This window comes from Micromonospora sp. CNZ296, assembly GCF_007827635.1.
The window spans coordinates 17,917-33,295 of record NZ_VISW01000031.1; the positions used below are offsets into that span (position 1 = coordinate 17,917).

A 15,379-nucleotide genomic window follows, 5' to 3' on the forward strand; every position below is an offset into this window, starting at 1 on the left:
GTCCACCCATCGTGGAGGCCCCATGCGCCCGCGCCGCACCCTCGCCGCGCTCGCGACCACCGCCGCCGTCACCCTCACGGCGATCGCTGTCGCACCCACCGCGGCCAGCGCCGCGCCCACCGACCTGTTCATCTCGGAGTACGTCGAGGGGTCGTCCAACAACAAGGCCGTCGAGCTGTACAACGGCACCGGCGCCCCGATCGACCTGGGAGCCGGCGGCTACCAGCTCCAGCTCTTCTTCAACGGCGCCACCACCTCGACGAACGTGGCCCTCACCGGGACCGTCGCCGCCGGTGACGTGTTCGTCTTCGCCGCCGCGGCGGCCGCGCCGGCGATCCTCGCCCAAGCCGACCAGACGTACTCCGGTTCGCTGTTCAACGGCGACGACGCGATCGTGCTGCGCAAGGGTGGCACGGTGGTCGACTCCCTGGGCCAGGTCGGCGTCGACCCGGGCAGCGAGTGGGGCAGCGGCCTCACCAGCACTGCGGACAACACGCTGCGCCGGCTGCCCTCGGTGGCCGCCGGCGACACCGACCCGGCGGACCCGTTCGACCCGGCCGCGCAGTGGGCCGGCTTCGCCACCGACACGTTCGACGGCCTGGGCAGCCACACCGTCGGCGACGGTCCGGTCGACCAGCCGCCCACAGTGGCCTGCGGCGGCGCGCTGACGCTGTCGGCGGGCGCCACCGCGACCCGCGAGGTGACCGCGACCGACGCCGACGACACGATCACCGACCTGGCGGTCACCTCGGTCGTGCCGGCGCCGGCGAGCGGCTCGATCAGCCGTACCGCGTTCACCCCGGCGACCGCCGACGGCGGCACGGCCACCGCGACGCTGACCGCCACCGGCCTGCCGGCCGGCGGCTACGCGGTCACCGTGACCTCCACCGACACCGACGGCGACAGCGCCACCTGCACGCTCACCGTGCAGGCCACGAGCGTGCTGTCGGTCGGCGAGGTGCAGGGCCGCACCGCCGACGACGAGGACGGCCGCACCGACCGGTCGCCGCTCGCACCGGCCAGCGGCAACGGCACCAGCTCCACGCTGTACGACGTACGCGGCGTCATCACCGGCATGTCCCTGACCCGCAGTTCGGCCGGGGCCGACCAGTGGGGCTTCTACCTCCAGAGCCGGCTCGGCAGCGAGGACGGCGACCCGCTGACCTCCGACGGCCTGTTCGTCTTCATGGGCTCGTTCACCACGCTGATCGGCGGGTACGCCCCGACCGTCGGTGACGAGGTCGTGCTGCGCGGCCGGGTCTCCGAGTACTTCAGCCAGACCCAGCTGTCCAGCGCCTCGCTGGTCCGCAAGCTCGACTCCGGCCTCGACGTGGACACCGTGGTCCGGGTCGACGACGCGGTCCCGCCGGCCGAGGCGGCCGCCGCCGACCTGTTCTGGGAGCGGCACGAGGGCGAGCGGATGCGGGTACGCGCCGGCAGCGGCGTCTCCGCGCCCCGGCACATCTACTCCTCCACCGCCGACTCCGAGATCTACGTGCTGGACCGCGAGGACCCGGTGATGAAGCGGTCCGACCCGTACGCCCGGCGGGTGTTCCGGGACGCGCACCCGCTCGACGACATCCCCGGCACGCTGTTCGACAACGGCAACAACCAGCGCATCCTGCTGGGTGCGGGCGGTGTGAAGGCGACCGCCGGTGACTCCCGGGCGCTGCTGCCCGAGGCACGCACGTTCGACACGCTCACCGAGGACGCCTACGGCTCCGTCTCGTACGCGTTCAGCAAGTACAGCGTGCAGCCCGAGCAGCTCACGCTGACCGGTGGCACCGACCCGGCCGCCAACCACCCGCCGCAGCCGGCCGACCGCGGCAGCGAGGTCGCGATCGCCACCTACAACGTGGAGAACCTGTACGACTACCGCGACGACCCGTTCGACGGCTGCGACTTCGCCGGCAACACCGGCTGCCCCGGCGTCAGCCCGCCGTTCGACTACGTGCCGGCGAGCCCGGAGGCGTACGCGGCCAAGCTGGCCGTGCAGGCCCGGCAGATCGTCCAGTCGCTGCACAGCCCGGATCTGATCCTGGTGCAGGAGGCCGAGGACCAGGACATCTGCTCGGTGGTCGACGGCGCTCTGGCCTGCGGCGACACCAACAACGCCGACGGCGCGCCGGACACCGTGCAGGAGCTGGCGCTCGCCATCGCGGCCAACGGCGGCCCGGCGTACGCCGCCGCGTACGACCGGACCGGCGCGGACGCCCGGGGCATCGCCTCGGCGTTCCTCTACCGGACCGACCGGCTGACGCTCGCCGAGGCGACCGCCGCGGACCCGCTGCTGGGCTCCGCCCCGACCGTCCAGTACCGCTCGGCGGCGCTGCCGTCCAACGCAGACGTGCAGAACCCCAAGGCGCTCAACGCGGTGCTGCCTGCCGACGTGGACCGGTCGACCGGGGTGGACGGCAGCAACGTCTACACCCGCGCGGCGCAGGTGGCCCGGTTCACAGTGAAGGCCGGCCCCGGATCGACCGAGCGGTTCACGCTCTGGGCGGTCGCCAACCACTTCTCGTCCGGACCGGACAGCCGGGTCGGGCAGCGCCGCGAGCAGGCCGCGTACGGGGCAGCGATCGTCGAGGCGGTCGAGGCGAGCGACCCGAACGCCCGCGTGGTCTACGGCGGGGACCTGAACGTCTTCCCCCGCCCGGACGACCCGATCGCCACCGCCCAGAACCCGACCCCGTCGGACCAGCTCGCCCCGCTGTACGAGGCCGGGCTGCACAACCTCTGGGACGACCTGGTGAAGGACGCACCGGCGTCGGCGTACTCGTACACATTCAGCGGTCAGGCGCAGACGCTGGACAACCTCTTCGTGAACGACCCGATGCACGACGACCTGGTGCAGGTACGGACGGCGCACATCAACGCCGACTACCCGACCGACGCGCCGGAGCTGGGCGACCGGGGTGCCAGCGACCACGACCCGCAGGTGGCCCGGTTCCGGTCGCGCGCCTCGCTGCGGGTCGCGGACACCTCGGTCACCGAGGGCGACAAGGGCACCAGCACGATGACGTTCACCGTCACCGTGTCCCGCCCGCTCTCCGAGCCGGCCCTGATCTGCGCGGCCACCTACGGCACCACCGCCCAGGCCGGGTCGGACTACGACCCGTACGTGGGCTGCCGGGTGCTGGCCGCGGGCCGGACCTCGCTGACGTTCCCGGTCACCGTGCGCGGTGACCGCAAGCGCGAGACGGACGAGAAGCTCACGCTGTACGTGGCCGGGGTGCCGGGCCTGCGGCTCGCCGACCCGTCCGGCGTCGGGACGATCCTGAACGACGACTGAGCGGTGTGCCGCGCGGCGGCCCGTCGATCCCCTCATGGGCGGATCGGCGGGCCGCCGCGGTATCCGCACCGCTGCGGATCGGGCGGAGGCGGCACGCTCCGGTACTTGGCCACCCGCACCTCCCACTGGCTGCGGCGGCGCAGCCAGTCCCGGACCTCCCGGTTGCGGTAGAACGTCTCCGGCGGGCGGGCCAGCCCGTACCGGTCGGCCCACCACTCCCCCGGCTCCGGGTCGGTGATGACGTCGAGGTGGGACGGGTACCGCCGCTCCGCGCCGTCCCGCAGGTCGGCCCGGTCACGCATCGGCTTGAGCACCTTGCCGGTCTCGTCGACGACCACGAGCCGGAAGCCGGCCGTGCCGACGATGCGCGACAGCATGGCCAGGCTCGGCGTCAGCGTCCCCGCCTCGATCCGCCCGATCGTGCTCGGATGCACCCGGGCGAACCGGGCCAGCTCTCGTTGGCTGGCGTCGGCCCGGCGACGCACCGCCCGGACGATCCCCGGTGCCGGGAACGGGACGTCGAACGGCTCGGTGAGCAGCGCCGGCCCGTCGCCTCCCGCCGCCACGGTGGGCACGCCGGGTGCGGCGCAGGCTCCCGTCCCCGTCCCCGTTCCCGTCCCCGTCCTCGCGCCCGTGGCAGCGGCGGTGGCGGTGGCGGTGCCGCTGTGGGCGCCCGTGGCGGTGCCGGCGGCGGCGCCCGCCTCCGGCTCGGTGTCGGCGATGTCTGTCACGCCGCCCACGGTCCCGTCTCCCGCACCGGCCCGGCAACCCCGCTCCCCGCCCTTGTGGAGAACCCGGGATTCGGCGTCCAAATCCGCATGGCAGCGACCGCCAGCACACACAGAGGGTGACGATCACTCAGCGTTAAGGGCTACCATCAAAGCAAGTGACCCAGCTGCAGCACAAAGCCGACTTAAGCGGACACAAACCTCACGATCGCCACGGCAGGGATGACCACCTCGGCAGACTTTGCTCTGCAGCCACCGAGGCAGCGCTCACGATTCGTGACAGTTGCGCCCGTGGCTGCAGAGCAAAGTCGGCGAGGGGTGAAGTGTCCCGCCGGCCGAAAAGATACGCTGAGTGACCGCCTTGGGCTGTGGACAACGTGCGGCGACCACAACGAGGAGGGCGAAACCGGAGAACGGCGAGCCGAGCCCTGCCGCCGCACGTGGCGGCAGCAGACGGACCACGTCGGCCGAGCAGCGGTCAGTAGGTCAGTAGCGCTCGCGCAGCAACTGGGCGGCCTCGACGGCCCAGTAGGTGAGGATGATCTGGGCACCGGCCCGGCGGATCGAGGTGAGCGTCTCCAGCATCACCCGCTCCCGGTCGATCCAGCCGTTCGCGGCGGCCGCCTCGACCATCGCGTACTCGCCGGAGACCTGGTAGGCGGCGACCGGGACGTTCACCGCGTCCCGGACCGCCGACACCACGTCGAGGTAGGGCAGCGCGGGCTTGACCATCACCATGTCGGCGCCCTCGGCCACGTCCAGCTCGACCTCGCGCAGCGACTCGCGCAGGTTCGCCGGGTCCTGCTGGTAGGTGCGCCGGTCCCCCTCCAGCGCCGACTCCACGGCGTCGCGGAACGGGCCGTAGAAGGCGGAGGCGTACTTCACCGCGTACGCGAGCACCGAGACGTCCTGGTGCCCGGCGGCGTCGAGCGCCTTGCGGACCACACCGACCTGGCCGTCCATCATCCCGGACGGCCCGACCACGTGGACCCCGGCGGCGGCCTGGGCCATCGCCATGTCGGCGTACGCGGCGAGCGTGGCGTCGTTGTCGACCCCGCCGTCCGGGGTGAGCAGGCCGCAGTGCCCGTGCGAGGTGAACTCGTCCAGGCACAGGTCGCTCATCACCACAGTCGAGTCGCCGACCTCGGCGACCACGTCCCGGATCGCCGTGTTGAGCACGCCGGCCGGGTCGATGCCACCGGAGCCGGTCTCGTCCCGCGTCGCCGGCACCCCGAACAGCATGATCCCGCCGACCCCGGCCTGGACCGCCTCCGCGGCGGCCTTGCGCAGCGAGTCCCGGGAGTGCTGGAGCACCCCCGGGAGCGACGCGATGGCCCGCGGCTCGGTCAGCCCCTCCTTGACGAACATCGGCACGACCAGCTCGGCCGGGTCGACGCGGGTCTCGGAGACCAGCCGCCGCACGGCCGCGTTGCGGCGCAGCCGGCGGGGCCGGATCTCGGGGTACGGCATGACGGGCCTCCTGTCAGCGGAACCGCAGGGCGGTCGGGCCCTGCACCTTCGAGCCCCGGCGCTGCTTCGCCGGCATGGCGGCGAGCTTCTCCCGCAGCTCGACGGCGTAGGCGGCGAGCGCCTCCACCAGGTCGGGCACCGAGGCGTGCGGCGGCTGCACGTCGACGCGCAGGCCGAACTCGGTGGCGGTCTCCGCCGTCTTGGGCCCGATCACTGCAACAACGGTCCGCGCGTGCGGCTTCCCGGCGATACCGACGAGGTTCCGCACGGTGGACGACGAGGTGAACAGCACCGCGTCGAACCCGCCGGACTTGATCGCGTCGCGGATCTCGGCGGGCGGCGGCGCCGCGCGCACGGTCCGGTACGCGGTCACGTCGTCGACCTCCCAGCCGCGCTCGGTCAGGCCGGCGGCCAGGGTCTCGGTGGCGATGTCGGCGCGCGGCAGCAGCACCCGGCCGACCGGGTCGAGGATCTCGTCGTGCGGCGAGAACTCGGCCAGCAGGCCCTCGGAGGACTGCTCCCCGGAGGGGATCAGCTCGGGCTGGATGCCGAAGGCACGGACCGCCTCGGCGGTGGCGTCACCGATGCAGGCGATCTTCACGCCACCGAAGTGGCGGGCGTCGAGGCCGTGCTCGGCGAACTTCTCCCACACCGCCCGGACCGCGTTCACCGAGGTGAAGATGACCCAGGCGTACCGGCCGTCGACCAGGCCCTTCACGGCCCGCTCCATCTGCGCCGGGGTACGCGGCGGCTCGACCGCGATGGTCGGCACCTCGCACGGGATCGCCCCGTACGCGCGCAGCCGCGCGCTCATCACGCCGGCCTGCTCCTTGGTGCGGGGCACCAGCACCTTCCAGCCGTACAGCGGGCGGTTCTCCCACCAGCTCAGCTTGTCGCGGTCGGTGACGGCCGCGCCGACGGTGAGCACCACCCGGCCGGTGAAGCCGAGCGCCGCCGCGACGAAGGAGTCGACTGTCGACGTGGTGGTGTACTGCGTCTCGCCGGTGCCGTCACCGGTCACCCCGACCGCAGTGGTGCCGTCGACCCCGGCGGCCAGCAGGCCGTCCCGGACGGCGGCCAGGTCACCGGCGTCCACGGCGAGCGCCAGCGAACCCCGCCCGACGGCGGTGGCGAGCGCCTCGAAGTCCAGCGCGGTGACGTCCTCGACGTCGGCGGCGGTGCGTACGCCCGGCAGCGGGACACCCGCGTACGTGGCCACGCCCTCGGCCTGACCGACGCCCGGGACCACCTCGAAGTGCGCGGCGGTACGCGCGACCGCCTGCACCTCCTTGACCACCGAGTCGTGGCCGAACGGGTCACCGGCGACCAGGTGCACGGCGTTCTGCCCGGACCGGGCCGCGGAGATCAGCACCTTCGCCACGTCCCCCGGCACGCCCTCGGCGGGGCTGAACTCGGCGTCCGGCCGGGCCTGGGCGCGGACGTGCGCCAGGAGCGACTCGGGTACGCCCCGGTCGTAGACCACCTGGTCGGCCTCGACCAGGGCGTCCAGCGCCCGGCGGGTCAGCAGGCCCGGGTCGCCGGGACCGGCCCCGACGAATGCGATCTGGCCTACGGGCTTACGGGTGCGGGTCATTCTGTGCTCCCAAGTTGCTGGGTCCCCGGGCCGGCCTGTGCGTCCTGGCCGAGGATCGAGTCGGCGCCGAGTTCGAGGAGTTCGGCGGCGAGTGCCTTGCCGATCTCCGCCGCGTCGGCGGGCGTTCCGGTGCGGGACAGCCGGAGGTCACGAGTACCGTCCGGGCTGATCACCGCACCGCGCAGGTAGATCTCCTGATTGACGTCGCCCTCGTCGGTGGGCTCGCCTTCGGCGAGAACGGCGTACGCGGCCACGGGCGCGCTGCACCCTGCCTCCAGGGTGGCCAGCAGCGCCCGTTCCGCGGTGATCGCGGCACGGGACGGTGCGTGGTCGAGCAGCGCGAGCAGCTCGATCACGTCCTGGTCGTCGGCCCGGCACTCGACGGCGAGCGCACCCTGGGCGGGTGCGGGCAGCATGAGCATCGGGTCGAGCGTCTCGGTGATGACGTCGGCGCGGCCGATCCGGTTGAGCCCGGCGCGGGCGAGCACGACGGCGTCGAGGTCGGCGTCCGGGCCGAGCACGCGGCCGAGCCGGGTGTCGACGTTGCCCCGGATCGGGCTGACCTCCAACTGCATGCCCAGCGCGTGCAACTGGGCGATCCGGCGCAGCGCGCCGGTGCCGACGCGGGCGCCGGGCGGCAGCTCGGCGAGCGTACGGCCGTTCGTGGCCACCAGCGCGTCACGCGGATCCTGCCGGGGCGGTACGGCCGCGACATGCAGGCCGGGCGCCGCCGCGGTGGGCAGGTCCTTGTACGAGTGGACGGCGAAGTCGATCTCGCCGGCGGTCAGCGCGTCGCGCAGCGCGGAGACGAACACGCCGACGCCGAGCCGCTGCACCGGGGCGGTGGACCTGTCGCCGGCGGTCACCACCTCGACCAGCTCGACCGGGCGGCCGGTGGCCGCGGTGAGGGCCTCGGCGACGTGGCCGGACTGGGCCATCGCCAGGGCGCTGCCCCGGGTACCGAGGCGAAGGGGGGCGGTCATCGCGCACCTCCGGTGGGCGGGACGTCGGCGGCGTCGAACGACGGCCGGCCGTCGAGGTCGGTGGCGACCACGTCGGGGACGGTGTCGACCGGGGACGTCTGCGGAACGTCCAGGTCGAACAGTTCGCGCAGCAGCGCCGCGTACTGGTCGCCGCCGGGCTCGGCGGCGAGCTGGCGGACCCGTACGGTCGGCTGGTGCAGCAGCCGCTGCACGACCCGGTGCACGGTGCGGGCGACCTCGGCGCGCTGGTCGTCGCTGAGGTCGGGGCGGCGCTGGCCGAGTCGGCGCAGCTCGGTGGTGACGACGTCCTCGGCCCGGCCGCGCAGGGCGGCCACCGTCGGTGCGACGTCGGCGCCGCGCAGCCAGCTCAGGAACGCCTCGACCTCGCCGGTCACGATCCGGGCCACCTCGGCGGCGTCGGCCGCGGCCGGTCCGTCGGCGAGGACGGCGGCCATCCGGTCGATGTCGATCACCTCGACGCCGGGCAGCTCGGCGACGCCGGGCTCGACGTCGCGCGGGACGGCCAGGTCGAGCAGGACCAGCGGGCCGCGGTCGGCGTCCCGGCGGGCCAGCGCCCGGGTCACCACGTCGCGGGTGAGCACCGCCTCGGTGGCGGCGGTGGCGGCGACCACGACGTCGACGTCGGCGAGCGCGGTGATCAGCTCGGCCATCGGCACGGCGGACGCGCCGTACGACTCGGCGAGCCGGACGGCACGGGCGGCGCCCCGGTTGGTCACGGTGAGCGGGCCGGCGCCCAGCCGGGACAGCGTGGCCACGCCCAGCGAGCCCATCGCGCCGGCGCCCACCACCATGGCGGGCCGGCCGGCCAGGTCGCCGTCGAGCAGCCCGGCGGCGAGATCGAGTGCGGCGGTGACGACGCTCTGCCCGGCCCGGTCGATGTTGGTCTCGGCGTGCGCGCGCTTGCCGACCCGCAGCGCCTGCTGCATCAGCTCGTGCAGCAGCCGCCCGGCGGAGTCGGCGCCACCGGCGGAGTGGTAGGCGTCGCGAAGCTGGCCGAGGATCTGCGCCTCGCCCACCACCATCGAGTCGAGCCCGGCGGCCACCCGGAAGACGTGGTCCACGGCGGCGGCGTCGTAGTGGACGTAGAGGTGCGGGGCGAGCGCCGCGGGCTGGCAGCCGGCCTGGTCGGCCAGGACCGCGCAGATGTCACCGAGTCCGCCGTGGAACCCGGAGACGGCGGCGTAGACCTCCACCCGGTTGCAGGTGGAGACCAGGACGGCCTCGGCGACGTACGGCTGGGCGATCAGGCGGTCCAGCGTGCGGGTGAGGTCGGCGGGCGGGACGGCCAGCTGTTCCAGGGTGGCGACCGGGGCGGTGCGGTAGGACGCGCCGACGACGAGCAGTTTCACGTGCCGATCGCCTCCTGGGTGTCGGTTGCCGCGAGTCCGCCGGGCAGTGCGGTGAGGGCGGACCCGCCGGTGGCGGGGAGCGCGGTCAGCGATGCCTTGCGGTGCTCGTGGAAGGACAGGATCTGCAGCTCGATGGCGAGGTCGACCTTGCGCACGTCGACCCCGTCCGGAACCGAGAGTACGCAGGGCGCGAAGTTGAGGATGCTCGTCACGCCGACGGCGACCAACTGGTCGGCGACCGCCTGGGCGGCCGGGGCGGGGGTGGCGATGACGCCGATCGAGATCGACTCCTCGGCGACGATCTGGGGCAGCTCGTCGACGTGCCGTACGACCAGGCCGTTGATCACTTCGCCGACGCGGGACCGGTCGGCGTCGACCAGCGCGGCGATGCGGAATCCGCGGTTGGCGAAGCCGTCGTAGCCGGCCAGGGCGTGACCGAGATTACCCACGCCGACGAGCGCGACGGTCCGGCACTGGGTGAGCCCGAGCACCGAGGAGATCTGGTCGACCAGCAGCGCCACGTCGTAGCCGACGCCGCGGGTGCCGTACGAGCCGAGGTGGGACAGGTCCTTGCGGAGCTTCGCGGAGTTGACGCCGGCGGCGTTGGCGAGGCCCTCGCTGGACACCGTCTCGTGCCCGGCGTCGGCGAGCGCGTGCAGCGCACGCAGGTATTCCGGGAGCCGGGACACGGTCGCCTCGGGCAGGTCCGGAAGCGCCGGTACGGCACCGGTGCGACCGGGCGCGCCTGGTTGACGGTGCTGGCTCATGAGACTCCGTGCGGTGCGATCCTCGACCAGCGACGGGGGCCGGTCGTTTCGGGACTCCCGCTGGCGACCGAGATTGCCGGCTGTGCTAGCAGGGCGCGTCGGAACTACAGAGTAGGTGTTTGTGAAGGGGTGCACAAATCGCGATCTTGAAAGCTCGCGACGCGCCTTCACCTGCCCCTCCATTCCCGCAAGATCGATCAACCGCCTCTCTCGGCGGCGCATGCCGATTATTGCTCAATCCAGACTTCCCTGACCAATCGCGCGGGGCCCGTAGCGCTCCGTGACCGGCGTGGCGAGGCGAGTCTCACGTTTCGAGTAGGGAGAACCCCACCCCGAACAGGCCAGCGTGCGGGATGGGTGGGCGGGGCACGCGCCCATAGCCTCGAACCATGACCGCAGCACCACTGGCCACCGCGCCCGCTCCGCTGTCCCCCGTCCACGGGCTCCTGCGCCGCCTCGCCCGCGACACCACCTACGTGCTCGTGGGCCTCCCGCTGGCGATCGTCAGCTTCGTGCTGGCAGTGGTGGGGATCTCACTCAGCGCCGGGCTGCTGGTGACCACGCTCGGCCTGCCGATCCTCGCCGGCTTCCTCTACGCGGCCCGCGGGCTGGCCGACATCGAGCGGCTCCGGCTCGCCGGGGTGCAGGACCGGCCCCGGGTACGCCCGGTCTACCGCAGACCGGAGCCGGGTGCCGGGTTCTGGCGCCGGGTGTTCACCCCGATCCGGGACGCGCAGTCGTGGCTCGACCTGCTGCACGCCTTCGTCCGGCTGCTCGTGGCGGTGCCCACGTTCGTGCTGCTCGTGGTCTGGTGGGTGCTCGCACTGGGCGGCACCCTCTACATCGCGTACGACTGGGCCATCCCGCGCGGCGCGGACGACCAGGACCTGAGCCAGCTCCTCGGGATGGGCGACGGCCCCGGCGCGCGGATCGCCCTGAACACCGCGATCGGGCTGTTCGCCCTGTTCACCCTCCCGCTGGTGGCACGCGGGTGCGCCCGGCTCCAGGCCGGGCTGGCGTACTCGCTGCTCACCGGCGTGGCCGAGATGCGGCAGCGGATCGTCACGCTGGAGGAGCAGAAGCGGGCCGCCGCCTCGGCCGAGGCGGTCGCGCTGCGCCGGCTGGAGCGCGACATCCACGACGGCCCGCAGCAGCGGCTGGTCCGGCTCGCCATGGACCTCGGCCGGGCCCGCCACCAGCTCGCCGCCGACCCGGAGGCGGCCCGGCAGACGCTCGACGAGGCGGTCGCGCAGACCCGGGAGACGCTGGACGAGCTGCGTGCCCTGTCCCGGGGCATCGCGCCGCCGATCCTGGTCGACCGGGGCCTGCCCAGCGCGCTCGCCGCGCTCGCCGCCCGCGCCCTGGTACCCACCGAGCTGACCGTGGACGACGACCTGGGCACCGCCGCCGGACGGCTCGACCCGGGGCTGGAGAGCACCGCGTACTTCGTGGTGGCCGAGGCCCTGACGAACGTCTCGAAGCACAGCCGGGCGAACATCTGCCGGGTGGAGGTCACCCGGAAGGTGGGCCGGCTGGAGATCACCGTCACCGACGACGGCGCCGGCGGCGCGCACCTGGCCAAGGGGCACGGGCTCAGCGGCATCGCCGACCGGGTCCGGGCGGCGGGCGGCACCCTGGAGGTGGCCAGCCCGGCCGGCGGCCCGACCCGGATCCACGCCGAACTGCCGAGGTGACCTGGTTCGCCCGGGCTCCGGGCCGTCGCGCGGTGGCGCGGCGCGCCCGGCATCCGGGCCGCCGGGCGGCAACCGGGTCCGGGCGTGATAGACACCGGACCCATGCGGGTGGTGATCGCGGACGACGCCGTACTGCTCCGGGAGGGGCTGGTCCGGCTGCTGACCGAGTACGGGCACGAGGTGGTGGCGGCCGTCGGTGACGGTGACGCGCTGGTCGAGGCGGTGGTGGCGCACCGGCCCGACGTGTCGGTGGTGGACGTGCGGATGCCGCCGTCACACACCGACGAGGGACTGCGCGCCGCGGTGGAGGCCCGCCGCCGGGTGCCCGGTACGCCGATCCTGGTGCTGTCCCAGTACGTCGAGGTGTCGTACGCCGACGACCTGCTGGACACCGCGGGCGGGGGCGGCGGTGGGATCGGCTACCTGCTCAAGGACCGGGTCGCCGCGATCGACGAGTTCCTCGACGGCCTGGCCCGGGTGGCGGCCGGCGGCACCGTGCTCGACCCGGAGGTGATCAGCCAGTTGCTGGTCCGGCGGCGGCGCGACGACCCGCTGGCGTCGCTGACCCCGCGCGAGCGCGAGGTGCTGGCGCTGATGGCCGAGGGCCGCTCGAACACCGCCATCGCCCGGACGCTCGTGGTCAGCGACGGCGCGGTGGAGAAGCACGTCCGCAACATCTTCACCAAGCTCGACCTGCCCCCTGATGCGACCACCCACCATCGCCGCGTCCTGGCTGTCCTGGCCCACCTGCGCGCCTGACCGGGCCGGTCAGGCGAGCGTGCGGGCCACTGTCACCGCCTCGGTGAGCGTGTCGGCGGCCGGGTGGCCGCTGCCGCGCAGCCGGTCCGGGTCGGACAGGCCGCCGGTGTAGAGGACGCAGCGGGCGCCGACCGAGGCGGCCGCGTCGGCGTCGTCGAGCGAGTCGCCGATCAGCACCACCTCGTGCCCGCCCAGCCCCAGCTCGGCCAGGTGCTTCTCCAGCCACTCGGCCTTGTGCCCGCCGCCGACCGTGGCGCGCAGCCCGTCCACCCGGCGGAAGTGCGGGGTCAGGCCGTACGTGTGCACGGTCGGCACCAGCTCGTCGTGGAACCACATGGACAACAGCGACTGGCTGCCCTCCCAGGACTCGATCGCGGTGGTGGCGTCGGCGGCCAGGGCGCAGGTGGTCAGCCCGGCCCGGTAGGCGTCGTGGAAGACCCGGTCGAGCGTCCCGAACGCCTCGGCGTCCACGGCCCGGCCGAGCATCTCGGCGTAGTAGTCGGCGATCGGCCGCCGGAACCGGACCCGGTGCTCGGCCGCGGTGACCGCCGGCCCGCCGGCGCTGGCGAAGGCGACGTTAGTGGCCTGGACCACCAGGTCGAGGTCGTCGAGGAGCGTTCCGTTCCAGTCCCACACGAGGTGGCGTCGCATACCCGTCACCCGAGCACCATAGTGCTAGAGCTGCGGCGTGGTCAGATCGCGCAGCAGCCGGTCCTCCTCGACCCGCCAGTAGCCGTGCTCCTTGCCGTCGAGCAGCACCACAGGCAGCCGGTCGCCGTAGTCGCGCTCCATCTCCAGGTCGCCTGTGACGTCCCGCTCCACCCACCGGTCGCCGGTGACCGCCACCACCCGGTCGAGCGCGGCCTTGGCGTCGTCGCACAGGTGACAGCCGGACCGGGTGATCAGGATGAGCCTCGGGTCACTGGACATCGGATACCTCCGTGCGGATCTCGGTCGGCGTCGCCGGGGACGGCACCGCGGGCGCCGGGCGCAGCTCGGTCTTGCGTACCTTCCCGATCGCCGAGTACGGCAGGCTGTCGACGAACTCGACGGCGGTCGGGCACTTGAACCGGGCCAGGTTACGCGCGCAGTGGGCGAGCAGGTCCTCCGCCGTCACCGGCGGGCCGGCCGCCCGGACCACGTACGCCCGCACAGTCTCGCCGGTCCGCGGGTGCGGCACGCCCAGGACGGCCGACTCGGCCACCCCGGGGTGCGCCTGGAGCACCAGCTCCACCTCGTGCGGGTAGACGTTGAAGCCGTTGACGAGGATCAGCTCGCCGAGCCGGTCGACCAGGAACAGGTCGCCGTCGCCGTCGGCGTACGCCACGTCGCCGGTGGGCCACCAGCCGTCCGGGTCCGGCCCACCCCGCCCGTCCGGCCAGTATCCGGCGAACAGGTTCGGGCCGCGTACCACGATCTGCCCGGGGTCGGTGCCGGACGGCTCGTCGGAGAGGTCCATCTCGTCCTCGTCGGGGGCGTCGGCGGGCACCCCGTCGCGCCACAGCTCGGTGCCGTCGGACCCGACGAGGCGCAGCCCGACGCCGGGCAGCGGGCGGCCGATCGACCCGGGTTTCGGCTCGCCGCCGACGAGCGTCGAGGTGAGCACCGGCGCGGTCTCGGTGAGCCCGTAGCCGACGTGCACCGGATGCCCGGTCAGCTCGGTGAAGCGCGCGCCGGCTGCGAGCGGCAGCGGCGCCGCGCCGCACACCGCGACGCGTACCGAGGCGAGCGCCGCGGCCGGGTCACGCTCCGCCTCGGCCCAGGTCAGGAACATCGGCGGTACGCCGACGAGCACTGTGACCCGGTGCCGGGCGATGTCGTCCAGCGCGCCGGCCGGGCCGGGCTCGTCGACGAGCACCCCGGTCGCGCCGTGCCGCACGACGGCGCCGAGTGCGGAGTTCAGCCCGTACGCGTGGAACAGCGGAAGGGCGAGCAGCACGACGTCGTCGGGGCCGACCACAGGCGGTTCGATGCGGTCGACCTGGTCGTGGTTGGCGGCGAGCGCCCGGTGTGACAGCATCGCGCCCTTGGGCCGGCCCTCGGTGCCGGAGGTGTAGAGCAGGACTGCGAGGTCGTCGCCGGAGCGGGCCGGGAACCGGGCCGGCGCGGCGTCGCCGGACACCGGCGGCGCGGTGTGCACGGCACGCAGCGCGGGCAGCTCGGCGGGGTCCACCCGAGCGGTCACCTCGGGCGCGCCGACGAGCACGGTCGCGCCGGAGTCGGCGAGGACGTGCCGCAGCTCGCGGGCGGTCAGCGTCGGGTTGACCGGTACGGCCACCAGCCCGGCCCGGAGCGCGGCGAGGTAGGTGACCACGAAGTCGGGGGTGTTGCCGAACGCGATCGCCACCCGGGGCGGGTGGCCGGTTCCGTCGGCCGGTGGCGCGTCGGCGAGCAGTGCGCGGGCGGTGGCGGTGACCGCGTCGTCCAGCTCGGACCAGAGCAGCGTCCGGTCGCGCCAGTGCAGCGCGGCCCGGTCGCCCCGTTGCGCGGCGGCGTGGCGGAGCCGGTCGGCGAGGTTCGGCGCGGAGCTTTCGGCGGCGTCCTGCACGGTGGCTGAGTCTGGCACAGCGGTGTCCGACAGGCCATGCCCGAACACGGCGCCGGGTCCGCCGCACGGGACTGCAATTGCCGTACGGTGGGATTCCTAGCCACGGGATGAGGATCTCCACCGGTGCCCGGGCGGGAAGCCGGACGTGACCCGGCCGCACCGCTCCCGCGACAC

Annotated in this window: 12 protein-coding genes; 3 read left to right on the forward strand and 9 right to left on the reverse strand. The window is 73.9% G+C overall.

Features of this window, described 5'->3' with window-relative positions; all coding sequences use genetic code 11:
* The first annotated feature begins 22 nt into the window (after positions 1-22).
* Positions 23-3,292, forward strand: coding sequence for a lamin tail domain-containing protein (locus FB455_RS31630; RefSeq protein ID WP_145755686.1), 3,270 nt, complete (start codon positions 23-25; stop codon positions 3,290-3,292).
* Between the two features lie 32 nt (positions 3,293-3,324).
* Here FB455_RS31630 and FB455_RS31635 read toward each other — a convergent pair whose 3' ends face one another.
* The 6 genes from FB455_RS31635 to FB455_RS31660 all read right to left on the reverse strand — a co-directional run bounded on the left by FB455_RS31635 (position 3,325) and on the right by FB455_RS31660 (position 10,204).
* Positions 3,325-4,023 carry a helix-turn-helix domain-containing protein gene (locus tag FB455_RS31635; protein ID WP_486481626.1) on the reverse strand — a complete coding sequence of 233 codons (699 nt, stop codon included), beginning with the start codon at positions 4,021-4,023 and terminating at the stop codon, positions 3,325-3,327.
* 483 nt (positions 4,024-4,506) lie between these two features.
* The gene (gene hemB / locus FB455_RS31640; protein WP_145755688.1) at positions 4,507-5,490 is read right to left on the reverse strand and encodes a porphobilinogen synthase; all 984 of its coding nucleotides are present in this window, start codon (positions 5,488-5,490) and stop codon (positions 4,507-4,509) included.
* Positions 5,491-5,503: 13 nt separating this feature from the next.
* Positions 5,504-7,084 carry a bifunctional uroporphyrinogen-III C-methyltransferase/uroporphyrinogen-III synthase gene (locus FB455_RS31645; RefSeq protein ID WP_013475156.1) on the reverse strand — a complete coding sequence of 527 codons (1,581 nt, stop codon included), beginning with the start codon at positions 7,082-7,084 and terminating at the stop codon, positions 5,504-5,506.
* Positions 7,081-8,067: a hydroxymethylbilane synthase gene (gene hemC / locus FB455_RS31650; RefSeq protein WP_013288746.1), complete on the reverse strand. Its 987-nt coding sequence runs from the start codon at positions 8,065-8,067 to the stop codon at positions 7,081-7,083. The genes FB455_RS31645 and hemC overlap by 4 nt, the downstream gene beginning before the upstream one ends.
* The gene (locus FB455_RS31655) at positions 8,064-9,437 is read right to left on the reverse strand and encodes a glutamyl-tRNA reductase (RefSeq protein WP_013288747.1); all 1,374 of its coding nucleotides are present in this window, start codon (positions 9,435-9,437) and stop codon (positions 8,064-8,066) included. The genes hemC and FB455_RS31655 overlap by 4 nt, the downstream gene beginning before the upstream one ends.
* Positions 9,434-10,204, reverse strand: a complete 771-nt coding sequence (locus tag FB455_RS31660) for a redox-sensing transcriptional repressor Rex (RefSeq protein ID WP_013288748.1) — start codon at positions 10,202-10,204, stop codon at positions 9,434-9,436. The genes FB455_RS31655 and FB455_RS31660 overlap by 4 nt, the downstream gene beginning before the upstream one ends.
* Before the next feature lie 389 nt (positions 10,205-10,593).
* Between FB455_RS31660 and FB455_RS31665 the strand changes: the two genes are divergently transcribed.
* Positions 10,594-11,898 carry a sensor histidine kinase gene (locus FB455_RS31665; RefSeq protein WP_047893141.1) on the forward strand — a complete coding sequence of 435 codons (1,305 nt, stop codon included), beginning with the start codon at positions 10,594-10,596 and terminating at the stop codon, positions 11,896-11,898.
* Positions 11,899-12,000: 102 nt separating this feature from the next.
* Positions 12,001-12,657 (forward strand): LuxR C-terminal-related transcriptional regulator, encoded by a 657-nt coding sequence (locus FB455_RS31670; RefSeq protein WP_013475153.1) that lies wholly within the window; start codon positions 12,001-12,003, stop codon positions 12,655-12,657.
* Positions 12,658-12,666: 9 nt separating this feature from the next.
* On the opposite strand, the gene FB455_RS31675 is transcribed toward FB455_RS31670, so the two are convergent.
* Genes FB455_RS31675 through FB455_RS31685 form a run of 3 tightly spaced genes read right to left on the reverse strand, consistent with a single transcriptional unit; the run spans position 12,667 to position 15,253 of the window.
* Positions 12,667-13,308: an HAD family hydrolase gene (locus FB455_RS31675; RefSeq protein WP_013288751.1), complete on the reverse strand. Its 642-nt coding sequence runs from the start codon at positions 13,306-13,308 to the stop codon at positions 12,667-12,669.
* Between the two features lie 24 nt (positions 13,309-13,332).
* On the reverse strand, positions 13,333-13,587 hold the full coding sequence (locus FB455_RS31680; protein WP_145755689.1) for a glutaredoxin family protein: 255 nt from the start codon (positions 13,585-13,587) through the stop codon (positions 13,333-13,335).
* The gene (locus tag FB455_RS31685; protein WP_013475151.1) at positions 13,577-15,253 is read right to left on the reverse strand and encodes an AMP-binding protein; all 1,677 of its coding nucleotides are present in this window, start codon (positions 15,251-15,253) and stop codon (positions 13,577-13,579) included. The genes FB455_RS31680 and FB455_RS31685 overlap by 11 nt, the downstream gene beginning before the upstream one ends.
* Positions 15,254-15,379: the final 126 nt, after the last annotated feature.